Source organism: Solimonas sp. K1W22B-7 (genome assembly GCF_003428335.1).
Lineage (GTDB): Bacteria > Pseudomonadota > Gammaproteobacteria > Nevskiales > Nevskiaceae > Solimonas_A.
In genome coordinates, this window is record NZ_CP031704.1 from 1,630,092 (window position 1) to 1,649,944 (window position 19,853).

At 64.9% G+C, this 19,853-nt stretch carries 17 protein-coding genes; 5 read left to right on the forward strand and 12 right to left on the reverse strand.

The features are described from left to right. Positions 1 to 28: 28 nt before the first annotated feature. From D0B54_RS07515 to D0B54_RS07525, 3 genes are all read right to left on the reverse strand, one after another. Positions 29 to 844, reverse strand: a complete 816-nt coding sequence (locus D0B54_RS07515) for a TauD/TfdA dioxygenase family protein (RefSeq protein ID WP_117290687.1) — start codon at positions 842 to 844, stop codon at positions 29 to 31. Positions 845 to 908: 64 nt separating this feature from the next. Beyond that, entirely contained in the window at positions 909 to 2,282 is a 1,374-nt protein-coding gene (locus D0B54_RS07520; protein WP_205527298.1) for an aromatic ring-hydroxylating oxygenase subunit alpha, read from the reverse strand. A gap of 19 nt (positions 2,283 to 2,301) precedes the next feature. Next, on the reverse strand, positions 2,302 to 3,144 hold the full coding sequence (locus D0B54_RS07525; RefSeq protein ID WP_117295094.1) for an SDR family NAD(P)-dependent oxidoreductase: 843 nt from the start codon (positions 3,142 to 3,144) through the stop codon (positions 2,302 to 2,304). Positions 3,145 to 3,519: 375 nt separating this feature from the next. On the opposite strand from D0B54_RS07525, the gene D0B54_RS07530 reads away from it, so the two are divergent. Further along, a complete protein-coding gene (locus D0B54_RS07530) occupies positions 3,520 to 4,275 on the forward strand; it encodes an IclR family transcriptional regulator (protein ID WP_205527299.1) in 756 nt (251 codons plus the stop codon). Positions 4,276 to 4,277: 2 nt separating this feature from the next. On the opposite strand, the gene D0B54_RS07535 is transcribed toward D0B54_RS07530, so the two are convergent. The 6 genes from D0B54_RS07535 to D0B54_RS07560 all read right to left on the reverse strand — a co-directional run bounded on the left by D0B54_RS07535 (position 4,278) and on the right by D0B54_RS07560 (position 9,802). Then, positions 4,278 to 4,571, reverse strand: coding sequence for a cytochrome C oxidase subunit IV family protein (locus D0B54_RS07535; RefSeq protein WP_117290690.1), 294 nt, complete (start codon positions 4,569 to 4,571; stop codon positions 4,278 to 4,280). 3 nt (positions 4,572 to 4,574) lie between these two features. Beyond that, positions 4,575 to 5,177, reverse strand: a complete 603-nt coding sequence (locus tag D0B54_RS07540) for a cytochrome c oxidase subunit 3 (protein ID WP_117290692.1) — start codon at positions 5,175 to 5,177, stop codon at positions 4,575 to 4,577. A 12-nt stretch (positions 5,178 to 5,189) separates the two neighbouring features. After that, positions 5,190 to 5,996, reverse strand: a complete 807-nt coding sequence (locus D0B54_RS07545; protein WP_117290694.1) for a hypothetical protein — start codon at positions 5,994 to 5,996, stop codon at positions 5,190 to 5,192. Further along, positions 5,993 to 6,706 (reverse strand): hypothetical protein, encoded by a 714-nt coding sequence (locus tag D0B54_RS07550; RefSeq protein WP_117290696.1) that lies wholly within the window; start codon positions 6,704 to 6,706, stop codon positions 5,993 to 5,995. Before D0B54_RS07550 ends, D0B54_RS07545 begins: the two co-directional genes overlap by 4 nt. Positions 6,707 to 6,723: 17 nt before the next feature. Beyond that, complete coding sequence (locus D0B54_RS07555) at positions 6,724 to 9,378, reverse strand: TonB-dependent receptor (protein WP_162932285.1); 2,655 nt, start codon at positions 9,376 to 9,378, stop codon at positions 6,724 to 6,726. Between the two features lie 148 nt (positions 9,379 to 9,526). Next, positions 9,527 to 9,802: a hypothetical protein gene (locus tag D0B54_RS07560; RefSeq protein ID WP_117290700.1), complete on the reverse strand. Its 276-nt coding sequence runs from the start codon at positions 9,800 to 9,802 to the stop codon at positions 9,527 to 9,529. Between the two features lie 226 nt (positions 9,803 to 10,028). Between D0B54_RS07560 and D0B54_RS07565 the strand changes: the two genes are divergently transcribed. Next, positions 10,029 to 11,255 carry a pyridoxal phosphate-dependent aminotransferase gene (locus D0B54_RS07565; protein WP_117290702.1) on the forward strand — a complete coding sequence of 409 codons (1,227 nt, stop codon included), beginning with the start codon at positions 10,029 to 10,031 and terminating at the stop codon, positions 11,253 to 11,255. A gap of 34 nt (positions 11,256 to 11,289) precedes the next feature. Here D0B54_RS07565 and D0B54_RS07570 read toward each other — a convergent pair whose 3' ends face one another. Continuing rightward, complete coding sequence (locus D0B54_RS07570; RefSeq protein ID WP_162932286.1) at positions 11,290 to 12,786, reverse strand: serine hydrolase domain-containing protein; 1,497 nt, start codon at positions 12,784 to 12,786, stop codon at positions 11,290 to 11,292. Positions 12,787 to 12,947: 161 nt separating this feature from the next. Between D0B54_RS07570 and D0B54_RS07575 the strand changes: the two genes are divergently transcribed. Beyond that, on the forward strand, positions 12,948 to 13,766 hold the full coding sequence (locus D0B54_RS07575; protein WP_117290706.1) for an alpha/beta fold hydrolase: 819 nt from the start codon (positions 12,948 to 12,950) through the stop codon (positions 13,764 to 13,766). Between the two features lie 68 nt (positions 13,767 to 13,834). Here D0B54_RS07575 and D0B54_RS24220 read toward each other — a convergent pair whose 3' ends face one another. Together D0B54_RS24220 and D0B54_RS07585 are read right to left on the reverse strand one after the other, a co-directional pair. Beyond that, complete coding sequence (locus tag D0B54_RS24220; RefSeq protein ID WP_162932287.1) at positions 13,835 to 15,535, reverse strand: hypothetical protein; 1,701 nt, start codon at positions 15,533 to 15,535, stop codon at positions 13,835 to 13,837. Between the two features lie 217 nt (positions 15,536 to 15,752). Beyond that, the gene (locus D0B54_RS07585) at positions 15,753 to 16,640 is read right to left on the reverse strand and encodes a helix-turn-helix transcriptional regulator (RefSeq protein WP_117290710.1); all 888 of its coding nucleotides are present in this window, start codon (positions 16,638 to 16,640) and stop codon (positions 15,753 to 15,755) included. A 218-nt stretch (positions 16,641 to 16,858) separates the two neighbouring features. On the opposite strand from D0B54_RS07585, the gene D0B54_RS07590 reads away from it, so the two are divergent. Together D0B54_RS07590 and D0B54_RS07595 are read left to right on the forward strand one after the other, a co-directional pair. After that, entirely contained in the window at positions 16,859 to 18,418 is a 1,560-nt protein-coding gene (locus D0B54_RS07590) for an acyl-CoA synthetase (protein WP_117290712.1), read from the forward strand. 23 nt (positions 18,419 to 18,441) lie between these two features. After that, the gene (locus tag D0B54_RS07595) at positions 18,442 to 19,572 is read left to right on the forward strand and encodes an FAS1-like dehydratase domain-containing protein (protein ID WP_117290715.1); all 1,131 of its coding nucleotides are present in this window, start codon (positions 18,442 to 18,444) and stop codon (positions 19,570 to 19,572) included. Positions 19,573 to 19,853: the final 281 nt, after the last annotated feature.

Consider the following 19,853-nt stretch of genomic DNA (forward strand, 5'->3'; position numbering starts at 1 on the left):
CCCTGCCTGGCTTGTCGCCGAATGAGCATCAGGAGAAGGCTTCTTCGCCCTGCAGCTTGGTCCGGTGCAGGCGGCGGCCGGCGTTGGGGTCGTAGGGGGTGGCGCGGTGCATCGTGCCGGTGTTGTCCCAGATCACGGTGTCGCCCACCGTCCACTTGTGCCGGTACGAGAACTGCGGCTGCGTCGCCCAGTCGCGCAGGCGCACCAGCAGCTCGCAGCTCTTCTTGTCTTCCATGCCGATGACATGGCGCGCGGTGGCGCCGATGACCAGCGACTTGCGGCCGGAGCGGTGCTTCCACACCAGCGGCAGTTCCTGGTCGCCGATCGCCATCATGCCGCGCAGCAGGCGCGGATCCGGCTCCGGGTCGTAGTAGAACAGGGTGTTCCAGGCCGAGTGCATCACGCGCAAGGTCTCGATCTCGGCCTTGCCCTCGTCGGACAGGTCGTCGTAGGCGGCGTAGGTGTTGCAGAAGTCGGTATCGCCACCGGTCGGCGACAGCACCTTGGCCGACAGGATCGAGGCGAGGATCGGCACCTTGTTCATGGTCCCGTCGATGTGCCAGTACCAGGAGCCCCTGAGGTAGTCGGCCTTGGCATTGACCTTGGTGTCGAGCGTGACCTTGTAGATGATCTCGCCGTCATGCTCGGGGGCGAAAGTGCCGAGCGTATTGGTGAAGGCGACCTGCTCCTCGTCGGTGAAGTTCACCTGCGGAAAGACCAGCACGCCGCGCTGCTCGAGCAGTTCGCGGATCTTCGCGGCATGTTCGCCGCTCAGCAGGGCCTGCTTGTCGGCGAGGATTTCGGTGCCGATGCGCGGGGTGAGGTCGTTGGTCTTCAGTGTCATCGAAAATCTCCGAGTATTCTTTCGGGGTGTTCTGTCGTTCGTGTGTTGCCTGGCGTTGCCGCGCTCATTTGAGCGGTCGCGGCTCGCCGGTACCCATGTAGGCCGCCAGGTTGTGGTGCAGGTTGGCGGTGCTGCGTTCCATGTAGGGATTGGGCTTGGTGCCGCGGAAGCCGGCGGACTTCATGCCCTTCTGCACTGCAGCCATGTTCGAGAAGTCCTGGCCCAGGACATAGCACCAGGCTTCTTCGGTCGCCGGCGAGAAGACCCATTCGGTCCTAGGCTCCTGTCCCTTCGGGAAGAGCTCGTAGACCGCGGCTTCGAAGATGCACTTGTCGGGATCGTCGCCGTAGGGACGGGCGCTGTAGCACAGGGCGTTGTTGACCGCGTGCCCGATCTGGAAATTGGGGAAGATCTGCCAGGCCGTGCCGCTCTTGCCGACATGCGCCGGATCGACCGTCGGCCAGACCACGCCGCGGGCCTCGTCGTCGCGGCGGGCGGAGGCCAGCCAGTGCTGCAGCACCTCACCGGCCGGCGTGCCCTCCGGCAGTTCGTCCGCCAGGCGCAGCGCGGCATCGACCAGCGTCTGCGTGGTGTTGGTGTTGGCTTTTTCCCAGGTGTAGAGCTGCATCTCTGCCGTCGAAAGACGCGGGTCCGCATGGGTGCTCACGCGCAGCTTTGCCGACTGGTTGGCGTCCATGTTCCTGGGCGCCTCGTAGCCGATGTTGCTGTGCTTGCCCTGTACCCGCGCCCAGCCGCGGAACTCGCCGTACTTGTTGAATTCCGGATGCGTGGTCTGGACGTGGTAGGTCTCGTTGAAGGCCTCCATGGCGACCTTCCAGTTGCAGTCGAAGATGCCCCACTTGCGCCAGCGGTAGCGCATGTTCTGCAGCTCGAAGGGATCGAGCAGGCCAGCGGCCGGTTCGAGGTAGTCGCGCAGCGGTTCGCAGCCCGGGTCCATGTTGATCCAGACCCACCCGCCCCAGGTGTCGACGCTGACTTCGCCCAGCTGCGTGTTCTCCGCCGTCAGGGCGCCTTGCCAGTCGTCCTTGTGCAGCACATGCGTGTTCTCGCCTTCCAGGTTGAAGCGCCAGCCGTGGAAGCCGCAGACGAACATCTTCCTGTGGCCGCAGCCCTGCTTGGCGCCTTCCGGCACGTCCACCAGCCGGCGGCCGCGATGCGGGCAGACGTTGTGGTAGGCCTTGATCCGGTCCGCCGCCGTGCGCACGACGATGATCGAATCGTCGAGGATCTCGTAGGTGAGATAGTTGCCCACCTCGGGGATTTCCTCGATGCGTCCGACCTGCTGCCACACCTTGCGCCACAGCTTGTCGCGCTCGGCGCGGGCGTAGGCCTGGGAGGTATAGGCCTCGGCACCGATCGTGACCGGCTCGGCCAGATCGGCTGCGGACCTTGTCGCCATGCCTTCAGCTTTGTTCATGACGTCCTCCGGTCCTGGCTCAGCGCTTGATCGCGGCGCGGAAGGACTCGTCCTTGAGGAAGAGCGAGGTATTGTCGGCGCCCAGGTGGGTCCACTTCAGGTTCAGGCCGCCGTCTACCAGGATGGTCTGGCCGGTGACATAGCTTGAAAGGTCCGACAGCAGGAACATGATGGTGCCCGCCTGCTCTTCGGGGCGGCCGCGGCGGCCCATGGCGATGGCGCGGCGGTCGCGTTCCTCGTCCTTGTCGATATAGGCCGCCGAGGCCGGCGTCTCGGTCGGGCCGGGGGCAATGGCGTTGACGCGGATGTTGTCCTGCGCCAGTTCGGCCGCCATCGTGCGGGTCACCGCGACCACGGCCGCCTTGGCCGCGCCGTAGGCGACGTGGAAGGGCGCCGTGTTCATGCCGCTGATCGAGGAGATCGAGACGATCGAACCCGGCCGGCCCTGGGACTTCAGCTCCGCGGCAACGGCCTGGCTCATGAAGAACATCGTTTCCAGGTTCTGTGAAAACAGCGCTCGCCAGTCGGAGCGGTTCACGCGGGTGGAACTCATCCAGGTTGCCGGAGCAGCGCCACCGGCGACGTTGACCAGGCCGTGCAGCTGGCCCTTGGCGCGGCGCACCTGTTCCATGGTGGCGGTAACGCCCTCGTCGGTCGCGGCATCCGCCGCCAGGGGCACTACCTTGAGACCCTGCGCCGTCATGGGCGCCAGGTACTTGTCGATGTTGGCCTGCGAGCGGCTGACGCCGATCACCGTCGCGCCCGCCTCGGCGAGCATGCGCGTCAGGGTCGTGCCGATGCCGCCGCCCGCCGCGCCGGATACCACGACGATGCGGCCATCAAAATCCAGGCTTTGATTCATGAATGCCTTCAACCGACTTCGTGGGATCTGCGCGCAGCTTTCCGGACCCGATCGGAAGCCGCCCCTAAATTCTCCGCAGACCTTATCCCGGCGAGACGCTACTAGTCAACAACGCTGTACAATTCCACTCGAGGGAAACCCTGCGGGATGCAGTTTTCAGGCTGCGGCACAACGGCGCCGCGGAAGAGAATCGCCCGCCCGAAACCAGGCCTGCGGGAGCGGGGCGGGCAAAGGCAAAAAAACCCGATCGCCACCGGTATGGCAGGCCGATTGGCCATATCATTGGCGCACCCGGTCATATTCCGACGAGCCATGGCGGCAAAGCCCAAGAATTCAAACGCAAAAAGTGCCCATGCCGTGGCGCTGGACACTGCATTGGAACGCAGCACGGTGCCGGCGGTATCCCGCGCTGCAGCAATTCTCCGGCTGCTCGGCCGCTCCTCCGAACAGGTCGGCGTGCAGTTCATCGCGCGCTCCCTGAACATCGTGCCCAGCACCTGCCTGCATATCCTGCGGACCCTGGTGGCGGAGGAGTTCGTCAGTTTCGACCCCGTCACCAAGCTCTACTCGCTCAACGCCGGGGTGCTGACGCTGGCGCGCCAGTGGCTGGGCCAGAACCGCTTCTCCGATATCGTGCAGCCGGCACTGGACCGCATCACCCGGGACTACGGCGTCACGGCCATCGGTGTCCAGGTCGTCGGCCTGGAGCACATGATCGTCGTCGCCATGGCGCGCTCGGAAACCATGATCCAGCTCCACACGCAGATCGGCAGCCGCTTCCCGGCGACGATCAGCGCGAGCGGCCGCTGCATCGCCGCCTTCGGCGAGTACGACCGCGATGAATTGCGTCGCCGGTTCAAGGGTTTGAGGTGGGCCAACGCGCCCTCGCTGTCCGAATGGGAGGCGCAGGTGGCCGAAACCCGCGTCAACGGCTACGCCATCGACCAGGGCAACTACATGGCCGGTGTCACTGTGGCGGCGGCACCGGTCTTCGGCGTGGGCGGTCAGCTGGCCCACTGCCTGGTGGTGGTGGGTATCAGCGAGCAACTGCAGGACCAGACCCTGGCCAGGATCGGCCGCGACCTGCGCGAGAGCGCAGCGAAGGTTTCGCGGCAGCTCGGTTCGGCCTAGGCCTAGAACGGAACCCGCGAGCCGAGGAAATAGAGGCCCAGCAGTACGACCAGCAGCGCCGCCAGCCAGGTGTCGGCGATGCGCCGCATGCGGCGGGGCGCATGCCGGAGTTCCATGAACTCCCAGGCGATCACCCGCACCTTGAGTGCCGCGATCAGCAGCACCCCGAAGGTAATTCCGGCATCGAGCGAAAACGCATGCCGCCCGTCGCCGGCGCCGAGCCACCAGGACAGCAGGGTGACGCCGCTGAGCGCCAAGCATACGGCTGTCATCCTGGTGTCGGTCGTCGTGCTCATGGCTCACCTCATGACGTACAGCAGCGCGAAGATGATCACCCACAGAAAGTCGACCATGTGCCAGTAGATGGCCCCGGCTTCGATGACCGTCCGCGAGCGCCGCAGCGGGCTGTGGATCTGGTAGGCCACGACCCCGAGGAAGATGAAGCCCATGAGGACGTGGAGGATGTGGATGCCGGTCAGGAAGTAGTAGAAGGTGAAGAACGGGTTCGTGGAGAACTCGAAACCTTCCCGGATCTTCATGGACCATTCGAGCAGCTTCGAGCCCACGAACAGCAGGCCGCAGGAGAGGGTCATGAAGACCTGCCGCTGCGCGGCGGCATACTGGTTTTCGCGCGTCGACTGGACGGCCCGCGCGATGAGCCAGGAGCTGACCAGCAGGATCACGGTGTTCACCACCCCGAAGTTCTGGCTCAGCTGCTGCTGCGATTGCAGGAAGATCTCGGGATTCCAGCTCCGGTACAGCATGTAGACGATGAAGTAGCTGCTGAAGACCAGCACTTCGAAGCCCACGAAGAGCCAGATGTCCAGCTCTCCGGGAATGGATTTTCCCGCTTCGCTGTCTTCGCTGGCAGGGACAGCCACGGCGGCTGAGGCGTTGGCCATGGGCGGTTCCTTCTATGCGCGCGCGGCGGATGCGGCAGGCAGGTCGGGCAGGGGCCCTTCGCCCAGGTCGTCCCGCAGGATCATGCGTCGCAACAGGGTGATGAACGCCGCGGTGTACGCCACGAACACCAGCGTATCGACCCAGAAGGTGATGACGCCGTTCCAGGAGAACGGGCCTTCGCGGAAGATCCACACCGGGGCCACCACGACCTCGGTCAGCAGGTTGCAGATGTTCATGTAGCCGAACCAGCGGGGGAACACGCGGTTCCTGTCCAGCAGGATGGCGAGCATCCATACCGCCGTGCCGACCAGGAACACGCCCATGGTGCCGACGAAGGTCATGAAGGCGGCGTCGTAGAGCCAGCTGAGTATTGCCGGGTCGCGGTCCGGGCGCATCGCGCCCACCGTCAGGAAGATGGCGGCGAGCAGCATGCCCGGCAGCGTGCTGAGGGAGTAGATCGCGATGTACGCATGGGCGAACACGGGGCTGACGGACATGCGCCGCATGGAGTAGCCGATCAGCGCATTGCAGGACGCGACCATGCCGGAGATCAGGAAGATGATGCCGAATCCCCAGAGGATGCCGTCGTGGTTGTCGCCGAACCATTGGGCGATCCGGGCGTGATCCCACCAGGGCTTCGGCGGCGGCATGACCTTCGTCATCAGGCAGAAGACCACGCCGAACAGCTGGTAGAAGCAGAACATCGCCCACCACATGATCCACAGCTCGATCTTGGGATCGTGGTGCCAGTGCCAGGCCACCCGGCCCCAGGTGCCGCCGGGGCGGGGCGGTGCAAGCCCGCTTGCCACCGCGCTCATGCCGCAGCCACCGCTTCGTTGCGCTGGCGATGGATGTTCTTGCCGATCACTACCGTCATGACCACCAGCCACAGGGCGATGGCGCCGTTGCGCACCCAAAAGGACAGCAGGCCGTCCCAGGCCAATGGCCCGGTCAGGGTGGTGGCGACGAAGGCGGCCGGGGCGATGGCGGTCGCGATGGCCAGGTTGAAGTGCGCGACCCACTTCTGGAAGATCGGCCGGGGCTGGCGGTCGAGGAAGATCGCCAGGGCCAGGAACACGCATTGGCCCACCATGAAGCCGACCTGCCCGGTGAACGAGATCCAGGCCAGGTCGTTGAACAGCAGCGTCAGCTGGGGATCGCGTTCCGGGCGGAATGCAGCCAGCAGCCAGAACAGGTCGGCCAGGAAGAACAGGACCGGGCCGCCCGTGGAGCAGCCCAGGTAGCAGTACGCGAGGATCGGCGTGCGATGTGCCATCCGCTGCATCTGCATCATGATCAGCGACAGGAAGGCCACGATGCCGACGCCGAACCAGTTGAACACGATCAGGCTGTAGCGGATCAGCGGCTGGTTCTGCGGATCGCGGTAGAACGCCGCGACCTCTTCCGCCGACATCGTCGGCGACATCGGCGGAGAGAATCCCGGGAAGAAAAGGAACACCAGGATCCAGCTCAGGGCCAGTGCGGGCAGCGCCCAGAACAGGATGATTTCGCCATCGACTCTACGCATTGCCTTGTCTCCGGTATTCACCAGTCATAGCTCAGGTTGAGGCCGATGACCCGGGGTTCGGAGTAGATCGAGCTCTGGAAGTAGGTCAGGTTCCACTGGTTGCTGTTGGAGATGCGGTACAGCTCGTTGGTGAGGTTGGTGCCGAACAGCTGGGCACTGAGGGCCGTGCCGAAGACGCGGCTCCAGCTCAGGCTGGCATTCCACAGGCCGACCGCCGGCAGGTAGGCGCCGGGTTCGGCCTCGGGCGGAGACGACTGTCCGCTGTATTTGCGCGAGGTGTAGGCATAGGTCATGGAAGCCTCGACCTCGCCGATCTCCGGGTCCAGCGGCAACAGGTAGCGTCCGGACAGGCTGAACTGCTGCTTCGGGATGTCCTGGAAGGGGATGCAGCTGAAGTCGACGGTGCCGCCGCTGGAGATTTCCTGTCCGGTACAGTCGAGCTGCGGCGTCGCCCCGTTGTAACCGAAGCTGAACTCCTCGTACTCCGCTTCCGTGTAGCCGTAGGTGCCCAGGAAGGTGAAGCCGGGGAAGGGCTGGATCGTCAGGTCCATCTCGAAACCGGCGACCCAGGCGCTGCCGACGTTGAAGATCGCCTGGCCCAGCTGTGGCACCGGGCTGGGATTGCCGGGATCGACAAAGGCGTCGATTCCGGCCTTCTGCAGACCCGTGTAGTCGGTGTAGTAGACCGCCGCGTTGAGGCGGACCGGCATGTCGCCGATCTCGAAGTCGGCTTTCTGGCCCAGTTCGTAGTTGGTGACGTATTCCGGCTTGAAGGTGTAGTGATCCGGATTCACGGCGATGGGGGCGACGCCGCCGGTCTTGTAACCGCGGCTGACCTTGCCGTAGACCAGCTGGGTGCCGAACTTGTAGTCCAGCCCCGCGGTATAGGTCCACTCGGTGTTCTCGACCTCGGCATCGAATGCCTTGTCGACCAGGGGCACCAGCCCCAGGGCCAGCTGGCTGATCGAGGCGCTGACCTGGGTCTTGTCGGTGGTGCGCCGCGCGCCCACGGTCAGGTTGAGCCCGGACAGCGATTCGGCGAGTCCGCCGAGATCGTAGGTCCCCTGGGCGAAGGGGGCGAAGGAGGTCTTGCGCTGGTCGTACTGCTGGTCCACGTCGACGAAAATCAGTGACTTGGCGACGATGCGGCCGGAGGCATCGGTCGATTCGTAGTAGCCGCCGACCACGAAGTCCAGCTTGTCGTCGAAGGCCTTGCCCTGCAGCTGCAGTTCCTCCGTCGTGGTCGTCACGTCGGCCTGGGGGATGTTGTCCGGGTTGATGAACTCGTTGAGCGCGGCGCGCGAACCGTCGAGGTCCCAGCGGTAGGAGTGCTTCAGCGTGGCGTGGCTGGCGATGTTGACCAGCGTCAGTTGGTCGTTGAGTTCGAAGCTGAACTTGTCGACCAGCGCGCCGGTTTCGAGGCTGTCGTGAGGATCGCCGCTGAGCTGGACGTGGCGCACGTCGCGCGCGGCCTGTTCATCGACGATGTCCTGCCCGCAGTTGCTCGAGGGCCCGAAGAAGTTCAGCGCCAGGCAGCCCAGGTTCGCCACCTGGGTGATGTCCAGGCCCGGGATGATCGTGGCCAGCACGCCGAGCCCGACCGCTCCTGGGATCGCCCGGTTGAGACCCTGCCGGTTGATCCTTTCGATCACGGTGGCGGTGCCGTTGTCGTCGCTGTCGGCGTAGTACCCCATCAGGTAGTTGTCGATGCGCTCGGTCGGACGCCACAGCAGGCCCAGGCGCGCCGTCCAGTAGTTCTTGTTGTCGTAGTCCTTGCCGGTGACGACGTCCTGGGTGAAGCCATCGCGCTGGTAGACCTGTCCACCGACGCGGGCGAGCAGCTTGTCCTCGATGATCGGTGTATTGAGCACCATCTCGTAGGAGTGGCCCATTAGATTGCCGTCGCCCGCCAGCGACATGACGCCCGCCCGCAACGAGGCCGAGAACTCGTCCTGGGGCTTCTGCGGTTCCAGCAGCAGGGCGCCGCCGGTGGTGTTGCGGCCGAACAGCGTGCCCTGTGAGCCCTTGAGGATCTGGACGTTGGACAGGTCGAAGAACTTGCCGGCGCCGCCCTGGTAGGAGGCCACCGGATCGGCGGGCAGGGGCACCTCGCCCAGGTAGACCACGACACCTGCGCTGGCCCCGAACTGCGCGCCCTGTCCGCGAATGGTGGGCGTCTCGGTATTGCGCATCTGGCTGCCGGAGCCGACCAGCAGTGAGGGCACGCGGCCCTGCAGGTCCTGCGGGCTGTTGATCTGGTCGCGGCGCAGGTCGTCGGCGCTCATCGCCGAGATCGCGATCGGCACGTCCTGCTGGCTCTCCGCGGTACGCCGGGCGGTGACGACGATTTCTTCCAGCACCGGGCGCGAGGGCGCGCGTTTCGCTGCCGCGGGGGGTGCCGGTTCCTGCGGCGCGGCGGGAACGGGGATGACCTCGGAGTAGGGCTGGGCGGCGGCCTGCGGCTTCACGTCGCCACTCCCGGGCGCATCGGCGGCCGCCACGGGTTCCAGCAGCAGTGCGTCGAGTTCGTCCGCGGCCAATGCGCCGGCTGCCGGAGCGGCGGGTTCCTGCGGCTTCTGCGCGCTCGCGGGCAGCGGCAACATCAGGGCCGGACACAGGACGAAGGGCATCGCTCCGGCCAGCATGCCTGTCTTCGTGCTGCGTCTGCTCACGGTCTCCCCCTTCTGTCGAAGCAACGGCTCCGGGCCGGCTTTCGCATTGGTTTCGACAAGCTAGTTCGGGGGGCTGCGGCCGTCTACGCTGGCATCCGGCCCGCGCGTTGAAATCGGGACATCGTGAGGCCGGAGTGGGGAATCCCGGCTATTTCCGCGTGAGGAAGTAGAGCGACGCCGCCAGCAGGCACAGGTAGAGCAGCGTCGCCACCCAGTAACTGCGCCGGATCAGGTCCCCGACTTCCTCGTCGGTGGTGCCTTCATAGCTGCCCACGCGCAGCAGCAGGAGCAGCGCCATGCCGCTGAAGAACACGGCCAGGCCCCACACATATCGCAGGTAAGGGCCGGCGGGATCCGGGACGAACAGCGTCAGCGCCAGCACCGCGGCCGAGTGCAGGAGATGCACGGTTGCAGAGACGGCCATGCGGGCATTCCATCGCATGGCCCCTGCCTGCTTGCCATCGGGTGTCTTCGCCATCCGCTCCGCCATCGCTTCCCTGGGCGATTATGGCTGTTTCCCGGGCGCGGCAGCCGATCGCGACAGCTTGCTTTCCGGCCAAGCCGGTCGGCCGCGCTGGAGGGATGCGGCGGGCAAGGTACGCCGGGCTTTGGCTGCTTTATGATGACCGCCATTTGACGGAAGATCGCCCATGAAATCCATAAGAAAATCGAGCAAGCTGGCCAACGTCCTCTACGACATCCGCGGCCCCATCATGGATCGGGCCAAGCAGTTGGAGGATGAAGGCCACAAGCTCATCAAGCTCAACATCGGCAACCTGGCCGTGTTCGGGTTCGACGCCCCCGAGGAAGTCCAGCAGGACATGATCCGCAACCTGCCCAATTCGGCAGGGTATTCGGACAGCAAGGGAATCTTCGGCGCCCGCAAGGCGGTCATGCACTACACCCAGGTGCAGGGGATCCAGGGAGTGACGCTGGAGGACATCTACCTGGGCAATGGTGCATCCGAGTTGATTGCGATGGCGACCAACGCCCTGCTCGACGACGGCGACGAACTGCTGCTGCCCGCCCCGGACTACCCGTTGTGGACGGCGGTTGCGAGCCTGTCGGGCGGCAGGCCCGTGCACTACCTCTGCGACGAGGCCAGGGGCTGGCTGCCCAATCTGGATGATATCCGCGCCAGGATCACGCCGCGCACCAAGGGTATCGTGGTCATCAACCCGAACAATCCGACGGGCGTGGTCTACTCCGACGAGGTGCTGCGAGAGATCGTGGCGATCGCGCGCGAGCATGGCCTGGTGATCCTGGCCGACGAGGTCTATGACAAGGTGCTGTACGACGGCGTGCGCCATACCGCGCTGGGCAGCCTGTCGACCGACGTGCTGACGCTGACCTTCAACTCGCTGTCCAAGAGCTACCGGGCCTGCGGCTACCGCGCGGGCTGGATGGTGGTTTCGGGAGACAAGGCCGGCGCCACGGACTACATCGAGGGCCTGAACATGCTGTCCAACATGAAGCTGTGCGCCAATGTGCCCGGCCAGTGGGCGATCCAGACGGCGCTGGGCGGCTACCAGAGCATCAAGGACCTGGTGGGCGAGGGCGGACGCCTGCGCTGCCAGCGCGACCTGGCCTACGAGCTGATCACCGCCATCCCGGGCGTGACCTGCGTCAAGCCCGAGGCGGCGCTCTACATGTTCCCGCGGCTCGACCCCGAGGTCTACCCGATCAAGGACGACCGCCAGTTCTTCCTGCAGATGCTGGAGGCCACAAGGGTGATGCTGGTACAGGGCACCGGCTTCAACTGGCCCAAGCCCGATCACTTCCGCATCGTCTTCCTGCCGCACGAACCCGACCTGCGCGAGGCGATCGGGCGCATCGCCAGGTTCCTCGCCGACTACCGCGCCAGGCATCACAAGTAGCCGTGGGTGGTCCGATCCGGCAGGCTCGACCGGCTCAGTCGAGATAGTTGCCCACCGCCGTCAGCACGGCTTCCCATTCCTTCTGCACGATGGTGTCGATCGGGTCATTCCCGAAACGGACACCGACCATGTGCAGGGATGGCGCCACGCTGACGAGCTGGTGCCCGTAACCCTCCGCCGTGTAGTTGCCGGACTCGACACCGCCCCAGTGAGGCCACATGTAGCCGCGTGGGCCGCCGCCGGTCGCCTTGTCGTAGTGGTGCGAAGCCCTCACCCAGGCCGCGGGGATGATCTGCCTGCCATCGACGCTGCGTCCCCCGTTGCGGTGGAGCTCCCCGAAGCGGAGCATGTCCCTCGGCGTCGCGTGCAGCCCCATCGAAGCGAAGGTGTTCCCCAGGCGGTCCACCATCACCAGCGCATCGTCCTGCATGCCCGCGGGCTGCCAGATCTTCTCCGAGAGGAGTTCCGCGTAGGGCTTGTGGTAGACCCGTTCCAGCAGCCACGCCAGCATCTGCGCGTCGCCGCTGTTGTAGCGATAGAACTCGCCCGGGTTTGAGACGCGCGTCAGCCTCAGCAGGTACTCGTCGCGGGTCATCCCGGCAAGGCCGTTCGAGTGGTAGTCGGCACCCATGAGGACGAGCTCCTCGGGCTGGTGTATCGGCACGTCCACCCAGTAGGTGCCCGACTCCATTTGCAGGAGGTCTTCGATGCTGACCCCCTCCCAGACGGTGCCGGCGGCTTCGGCGATGTACTTGGTGATGGGGTCGTGAATCGAGTGGACGAGCCCCTCCGCCACGGCGATTCCCACCAGCGAGGTGGTGACCGACTTCGTCACCGACCACATATGGTGCCGGGTCTTGGTGTTGAACCCGTTCTGATAGTCGTCGTAGATGAACCGGCCCTTGTGCATGAACGCGATCGCATTCGTGGACCCGCTCTGCATGAATTGCTCGACGGTGCGCGTGCGGCCGTTCACCTCGTAGGTGACCTGGCTGAGGTCCACTTTCGCCTCGGGGAGCGCCGCGGCGTCAGCCCTGGCCCGGACAACCCGGGTCGGGAGAATCACGATGGCCGTCGTTGCCTCCACCGGCAGCAACAGGATCGAGAATTCGAAATCCGCCGTATCCTGCAGAATCCTCGTGGCCTGCCCCCCGCTCAGCAACAACTCCGCGCGCGCCTGCAGCAGATCCACCAGCGGTCCGAAGCCGGGGATGAACTCGTTCGGCGTCGGGTAGAGCCGGCCGAGATGCATCGCGATGACATTGCCCAGCTGGTCGGGAAACGTCAGCAGCGCCGCGAGCGCCGCAACGGGGTCGGTCGGGAGCGAGTACAGGCCTGCGCGTTCGACCACATGCAGCAGTTCCCCGGCGAGGATCACCCCTTCGTTCGGCGGAGCGGCCGGCGTGTCCTCCACGTCCTGACGCCCAGGCTGATTCGCGCTCTGCTCCGGACTTGTGGATGAGCCACAGGCTACCAGCGCGAGTGCCGTGACCACTGCGCCCGCAAGACGAGGCCAGACGGATGGTTCCATGGTTCCCAGACTCCCCTGATATTGTGTTTTTTATCCCCGCTGATGATCCTGCTCATGCCAGAATCGTCCAATAGCAAAAAGCGCTCAGCCGCTGATACCGAAGGCTCCCAGGGTGGGTCAAGGCCCGCCCTGCAGGACCCACACTGACCAGGAGGGCAACCATGGTACAAACGAAGTCCACCATCCCGATCGATTTCGATGACGTGGGGGCAGGAGACCCCGCACTGCTCTGCCTGCCGGGCTGGTGCGTGGACCGCGGGCCCTTCGATGGCCTCGTATCGGCATGCAGCCGTACGCGCCGCGTGCTCTCGATGGACTGGCGCGGGCATGGACGCTCGGGACCCTCTCCGGGGGATTTCGGCGAATCCGCCCTGGTCGAAGATGCCGAGGCCGTGATCCGCGAGAGCGGTGCCGAGCGGGTGGTTCCGGTCGCCATGTCCCACTCGGGTTGGGTGGCCATCGAACTGCGCCGCCGCTTGGGGGGGCGGATTCCGGCCATCGTCCTGCTGGACTGGCTGGTGCTCGATCCGCCTCCACCCTTTCTCGGGGCGCTGGCCGCGCTGCAGGACCCGGCGACCTGGCAGGCGACGCGCGATCAGCTCTTCGGCATGTGGCTGCATGGCGTGGACCAGCCGGAAATCATCCGCCTGGTGCGCGAGGGGATGGGTGCGTACGGCGCCGGGATGTGGGCGCGGGCCGGGCGCGAGATCGGGAATGCCTATCGGCGCGAAGGGAATCCCCTGAAGGCGCTGGCGGCGCTGGACCCGCCCCTGCCGGCGCTGCACCTCTACGCCCAGCCCGAGGATCCCGGGTTTCTCCAGGCGCAGGAATCCTTCGCGGCAACGCATCCGTGGTTCACGGTCCGCAGGCTCAAGGCGAGATCGCACTTCCCGACGATGGAGGTGCCTGAAGACATGGCCCGCGCCATCGAGTCGTTCCTTGGCAGGGGTGGTTTCGCGGCACAGGGCGGCAGGTCCTGATTCAATAGGACCAAGGCGGGTCATTGCCCCGCCTGTCGCGAAAGGCGGATCAATGATCCGACCTTGAACTAATTTCTTCGCCTTAGCCGCCCATCTGGCGTGAAGGTTCTCTCGACGGCACGCCGCTCTTCAAGCATCAGTTCGCGATGTCGAGCGAAATTGTGGCGCAGATCCGCTGGCAGTTCCTCAGTGAGTCGAGCGTCAATCTCGCGAATGCTAGCCGTTAGTTCACGATGAAGATGGGGGGGTGAATTGACCCGATTACGCTGCACGCGGCAGAACGGAAGGCCAATGAGTAGATAAGGTCGGCGAGTGCCGTCTCCGTACACCGCGTGCTGCGCACGCCAGAGGGCGTGACTTAACGGTTGGCCCAACTCGCGATCCAGTAGATGTCCAGCGACTTCTTGGGCTTCCGGGTCGGTGACGGGGAACATCGTGCCGATATAGGCTCGTGCGCCGGCGTACACGAATAGGCCACTCATCTGGTGCCAAGACGAGCAGGCGTTCACCACTACCAGAGGTGATGCCCCAGGCGCGAGGGCATGTATGGCCGGGAACCACACGTGGTCATGCAGCTTGATCGCCATTGCATTTCGAACCCGCGGAAGACGAATAGATTCGACTCGAGCGGCCCTACGCTGATCGACATCAAGTCGATGGAAGGCGTGAAGAGCACTCCCCACCGGAAGTTCGGCTAGAGCGGCTTTATCGGACCATGACACACCGTCCAACTCCTGATAATTGAAAAAAAACTTGACCGGAATATCCTCTTGATGCGGATCGACTCCGATAGAGACTGCTTGCTCAACAATGAGACGGCGTTCCCGACCCTCATCATCGACATAGACGTAAGTGTCACGTGAGCCAGGAGCATCGCCCGCATGGCTTGAAAATACGACGAGGTCCCACGGTACCGCTTGCAGTAGCAGATCGACCCGATGAACCGATGCTCCCGGGCCTTCCAGCACACGCGTAAGTGTGCGGTTACGACTTAGGGCGTCAGCGATCACCGTGATTTCGGATCCGACAACTTGGCCCGGTTGAACCAACAGTGCGGTGCGCGCGCTGAGATCGGCGTTCTGAGTCGCCCAAAGAGACTGGACGATAGTGCGCCCGAGGTCGGGATAAGCAAATAGATGGGAACTAGGACGCTCTGGTATCCCAATTCCGTAGGGAAAACGATGTGTAACGAATAGAACCTCTGTGAATCGATCCGCCCTTACCTCCGCGGGCAATAACGCACGTACACGAGCTGATAGATCTTCAAAACGCGCTGCTCCGGCTCCACCCCCAACTTGATACAGGGCCTCAATCAGCTCGTCGGCTTCTACATCAGGAAGTGGATCAAACACGACCAGGCTGCCACCGATGGCATGGGTGAGATTGCTAGCGATGATCTGACTCATCTCGTTGCCTGATTCGCAGGCGATGAGTACGTGTTGCCCGGCTTCAACAAAATTTATGTTGGATGGATCGACCGTAGGATCCACTCGCAGCATGGCGCCGGTCTGACGCGCCAGCATCAAGCCGATACCAAGATTGCGCTCGCCCCACGCGAATTCTGTGTCGCGAGCGCGCACAACGCCCAGGAGGGCCAACTTGGCCTCATCTCTGGTGCTGATGCGCGAGACCAACGTCGCTGGTATGTGCTGGGACAGGGCTTCCGCGGCGGCGTCCGTGAGATCGGTAAAGAGCACCTTTCGAGGTTGGACGTGTGCAACTAAGTTACTTCGGCGTGTCACTTCATTCGTCCAGTCGATCCGGGCCATCCGAGGCCCATCGCTGACCGATAGGTAACGACGCTCCCGTCTAAAGAGCGACGAAACCTCTGCGATTAGATGCGTGTTGTCGCCGATTAAAACGACAGGCTCAAAGTCAGGTATTTGAATCATCGACGACCTTTGTGGCCTCCCTGCACAAATTTGGATTCGTCGAAATTAGCAGGTCCCAGAAGTTCAGGGATGCAAGCGGCGCCAAGCGCCGGCTTCAGGCCCTGGCCAGTGCTTCCGGCCGCGCCGGGCGCACGTGCTGGATCGCCCGGAAGGAGGGCAGGGACTGGCGGTACTGGCCGGGGGTCAGGCCGGTGGCGCGGCGGAAGGCGTAGCAGAAGTTGGAGGAGGACGAGAATCCCAGCGTGCCGGCGATCGAGGCCACGCTTTCTTCGGCCGCGAGCAGGCGCTTGGCATGGCCGATCTGGCGGTCGGCGACGTGTTCGCCCACCGAGCAGCCGCGCGCGATGCGGAAGCTGCGCGTCAGCTGGCGCACGGAGAAGCCGCAGAGCCCGGCCAACTCCTGCAGGCTCGGGGCCTCGCGCACCTCGTAGAGGCGTTCCTCGATGCGGCGCAGCTGCCAGGGCGAGAGCCCGCCCTGCACGCTGCGCTCGGGCAGGGCCAGGCCGTAGCGCAGCAGGTCCACGCTGACCTGCGAGGCGATGGACTCCACCAGGATCTGGCTGGCGAAGCCGGGGTGACGCGCTTCGTCGGCCAGGCGCAACATGCCGTGGCGCACGTTGTCGTCGCGCACATCGAGGCCCAGCAGCAGGAAGCGCTCGCTCATCTCCGGCAGGCGGTCGAACAGGGCCAGCACCGGCGCCAGCTCCAGCAGGCAGATCACCGATTCCAGCGAGCGGTCTTCGTCGCTGCGGGCGGCCATCTCGATGGTGGGCGGCACCACGAAGACTTCGCCGATGCGCTCGAAGCGGCTGCTGCGCCAGCCGGCGAAACAGGCGCGCGCGCTGTGGTGCCGGGTATTGAGGCACAGCTCGACGCGGATATGGGAGTCCAGGCGCACCACGCTCTCGGGCGGCTCGTTGAAACGGTACTGCACGAGTTGCACCTGCGCGCTGGGAGCGCTCAGCTCTGCCTCAACGTTCATCGTTGCCTGAACGTGCCGCTTCATCGTCGAGTGCTGCCGGTGCCGTGATGGAGTCGAAGCATTATGCACCCCGGTGCCGATCCGGCAACGCCGGAGTCGTGTATCGATTGTTGCACTAATAGAACATATATTGCATATTGACAACAACTGCTGCGGTCTGGTCTCATGAATAAGCACCGGGCCGGGTCGTCGCCTGGAACGGAATTCAAGGGAGTTGGATGGGCAAGCTGACGGACTACACGAGCCATGCCGATGCACAGCGGCATTTCTCGACGCAGGCGCTCTGGGCCCTGTTCGACGGGACCCCGGAGTCCTTCAACATCGCGCACGAGTGCGTCGACCGGCATGCCGGCGACCCCGCGCGGATCGCGGTGCGGGTGGCGCATGCCGACGGGCGCGACGAGATCATCGGCTTCCGCGAACTGTCGGGCTGGTCCAGCCGCTTCGCCCACTGGCTGCTGGCGCAGGGCGTGAAGCCGGGCGACCGCGTCGCCTTCATGCTCGACCCCTCGCTGGCCTTCTACACCGCGATGTTCGGTGCGATGAAGACCGGCGCCATCAGCGTGCCGCTGTTCACCCTGTTCGGGCCCGAGGGCCTGCAGTTGCGCGTGGCGGACTGCACGCCGGTGATCCTGGTGACCAACACCGAGAAGGCCGGGATGGCGCGCGCCGCGGCGAACACGCGGGTGGTGGTGGCCGACGACAGCCTGTTCGAGGAACTCAAGGCCTACCCGGATACCTTTACGGTGAACACGAAGGGCGATGACCTCGCCGCCTTCCAGTACACCTCGGGCACGACGCGCGAACTGCCCGCCGCGGTCAAGCACACGCACCGCTCCATCGTGGTGCTGGCCCTGGCGGCGTTGTACGGCACCGGCGTGCGCCCGGACGACGATTTCTTCTGCCCGTCCTCCCCGGCCTGGGGCCATGGCATGTGGCATGGCACGCTGGCGCCGCTGTCGCTGGGCGTGACCACCGGCACCCTGTCCGGCAAGTTCGCTGCGCTGCGCCTGCTGCAGGCCCTGCAGGACTATGGCATCACCAACCTGTCCGCGGCGGCGACGCACTACCGCATGATGAAGGCCACCGGCGAAGCGGAGAAATTCCGCTTCCGCCTGCAGAAGCTGTCCTATACCGGCGAGCCGATCGACCCGGCGACGCTGGAGTTCACGGAAAAGCTGTTCGGGCGCCCGGTGTGCAGCATGTACGGCACCACCGAGGTCGGCGTGGTGCTGGTGAACTACCCAGGCGCGCCGGATTTCCAGGTCAAGCCGGGCTCACTCGGCAAGGCCATCCCCGGCCAGACCGTGGAAGTGCAGGACCCCGGCGGCAAGCCCTGCGCGCCGCGCCAGGTCGGCGAGCTGAAGCTGCTGCGCCGCGGCCTGTGGGTACCGACCAAGGACCTGGGCTGGATCGACGAGGACGGCCACTTCTACCACGGCGGCCGCGCCGACGACGTGATCATCTCCGCCGGCTGGACCATGAGCGCCGTGGAGATCGAGAACGTCCTGCTCAAGCATCCGGACGTGCGCGAGGCTGCCGTCATCGGCGTGAAGGACCCGCTGCGCGGGCAGGTGGTGAAGGCCTTCGTCGTCAGCCCCCGCCCGGAGGACGACCGCTTTGTCCGCGAGCTGCAGGACTTCACCCGTGAGCGCCTCAGCCAGCATGAGTACCCGAGGGTGATCGTCGTCGTCGACGAACTGCCCAAGACCCCGGCCGGAAAGGTCAACCGAAAGGTGCTGCGCGACCGCGAGAACGCCGCAGCTGCCGCTACCTGAACTTCGCATTCAAGGAGAACCACATGTCTTACGATACTGCCGCCGCATTTCCCAAGATCACCGAGAAGGGCCTGGACGAACTGCGCCAGCGCATCGGCGTCGCGATCACCGACACCGTCGAGCCCTGGAACTACGAGGCGACCCGCGACGCGATCCGTCACTACTCCCACGGCATCGGTGACGACAACCCGCTGTGGTGCGATCCGGAATACGCGGCCAGGTCGCGCTTCGGCGGCATCACGGCGCTGCCGAGCTTCCTGTTCACCACCAGCCGCATCATCTCCGGCTACGTCGGCGGCCTGTCGGGCGTGCATGCCATGTGGGCGGGCGCCAACTGGCAGTGGCACAAGCCGGTGCTGCGCAACGACACCATCCGCACCGAGGCCAAGCTCAAGGACCTGATCGAGCACCAGACCCGCTTCGCCGGTCGCTCGTTCCAGCAGATCTACAACGTGCGTTTCTACAACCAGCATGGTGACTTCGTCGCCGAGGCCGACAGCTGGTGTTTCCGCACCGATCGCGACGTGGCGCGCGAGCAGGGCACCAAGTACACCGAGGTGAAGGCCCGCGAGCCGAAGAAGTACACCGAGGACGAACTGGCCAAGATCTTCGAGCTGTATGCCAAGGAGCCGGTGCAGGGTGCGACCCCGCGCAACTGGAACGAGGTGCAGGTCGGCGACAAGCTGCCGACCATGGTCAAGGGGCCGATGACCGTCACCGGCTTCATCTGCTACGCGCAGGGCTGGGGCGGCCTCTACATCCGCGCCAACAAGCTGGCCTGGCAGCAGCACCACAAGCATCCGGGCCTGGGCATCAAGAACCGCTTCAACATCCCCGACTGCCCGGAGCGCGTGCACTGGGAAGAAGAGTTCGCGCTCAAGGTCGGCACCCCGGGCGCCTATGACTACGGCCCGGAGCGCTGCTCCTGGCTGACGCACCACCTGACCAACTGGCAGGGCGATGCAGGCTTCCTGCGCAGCAGCCATTGCCAGATCCGTCGCCACAACCCGGAAGGCGACACCGTGTTCATCAACGGTGAGGTGATCCGCAAGTTCGAGGACGGCGGCCGCAAGCTGGTGGAGATCAAGCAGCACGCCGTGACGCAGACCGGCGAAGTCTCCGCGTTCGGCGGCGGCGTGGTCGAGCTGAGCTGAAGTCTTGTGGGCAGGCATGCCGCTGCAGGGTCACCTGCGGCGGCATGCCCCGGCCTAAGCTTTTTCGGGCAGGAATTCCTGCCGGACCCCGCGGCAAGCTGTCGATGTGTCCGGGTCGACTCCGGAGTCAAAAAAAGGCGTGGGCACCGCTCAGCCGGGACAGCATTCAGGGGATGCCTTGCATTGCCGCCCCCCTTGTCGTGCATGGTCAAGAAGTAGGTCGTGCCGGGTCAAGAAGTAGAGCGCCTGCACCGCTAGCCTGTGTCCTATGCCATGGCCCT

Excerpts from the sequence above, each read along its gene's own strand:
- D0B54_RS07515 (WP_117290687.1), bottom strand. The coding sequence starts at position 844 with ATGACACTGAAGACCAACGACCTCACCCCGCGCATCGGCACCGAAATC.
- D0B54_RS07520 (WP_205527298.1), bottom strand. The coding sequence starts at position 2,282 with ATGAACAAAGCTGAAGGCATGGCGACAAGGTCCGCAGCCGATCTGGCC.
- D0B54_RS07525 (WP_117295094.1), bottom strand. The coding sequence starts at position 3,144 with ATGAATCAAAGCCTGGATTTTGATGGCCGCATCGTCGTGGTATCCGGC.
- D0B54_RS07535 (WP_117290690.1), bottom strand. The coding sequence starts at position 4,571 with ATGAGCACGACGACCGACACCAGGATGACAGCCGTATGCTTGGCGCTC.
- D0B54_RS07540 (WP_117290692.1), bottom strand. The coding sequence starts at position 5,177 with ATGGCCAACGCCTCAGCCGCCGTGGCTGTCCCTGCCAGCGAAGACAGC.
- D0B54_RS07545 (WP_117290694.1), bottom strand. The coding sequence starts at position 5,996 with ATGAGCGCGGTGGCAAGCGGGCTTGCACCGCCCCGCCCCGGCGGCACC.
- D0B54_RS07550 (WP_117290696.1), bottom strand. The coding sequence starts at position 6,706 with ATGCGTAGAGTCGATGGCGAAATCATCCTGTTCTGGGCGCTGCCCGCA.
- D0B54_RS07560 (WP_117290700.1), bottom strand. The coding sequence starts at position 9,802 with ATGGCCGTCTCTGCAACCGTGCATCTCCTGCACTCGGCCGCGGTGCTG.
- D0B54_RS07565 (WP_117290702.1), top strand. The coding sequence starts at position 10,029 with ATGAAATCCATAAGAAAATCGAGCAAGCTGGCCAACGTCCTCTACGAC.
- D0B54_RS07570 (WP_162932286.1), bottom strand. The coding sequence starts at position 12,786 with ATGGAACCATCCGTCTGGCCTCGTCTTGCGGGCGCAGTGGTCACGGCA.
- D0B54_RS07575 (WP_117290706.1), top strand. The coding sequence starts at position 12,948 with ATGGTACAAACGAAGTCCACCATCCCGATCGATTTCGATGACGTGGGG.
- D0B54_RS24220 (WP_162932287.1), bottom strand. The coding sequence starts at position 15,535 with ATGGCCCGGATCGACTGGACGAATGAAGTGACACGCCGAAGTAACTTA.
- D0B54_RS07585 (WP_117290710.1), bottom strand. The coding sequence starts at position 16,640 with ATGAACGTTGAGGCAGAGCTGAGCGCTCCCAGCGCGCAGGTGCAACTC.
- D0B54_RS07590 (WP_117290712.1), top strand. The coding sequence starts at position 16,859 with ATGGGCAAGCTGACGGACTACACGAGCCATGCCGATGCACAGCGGCAT.
- D0B54_RS07595 (WP_117290715.1), top strand. The coding sequence starts at position 18,442 with ATGTCTTACGATACTGCCGCCGCATTTCCCAAGATCACCGAGAAGGGC.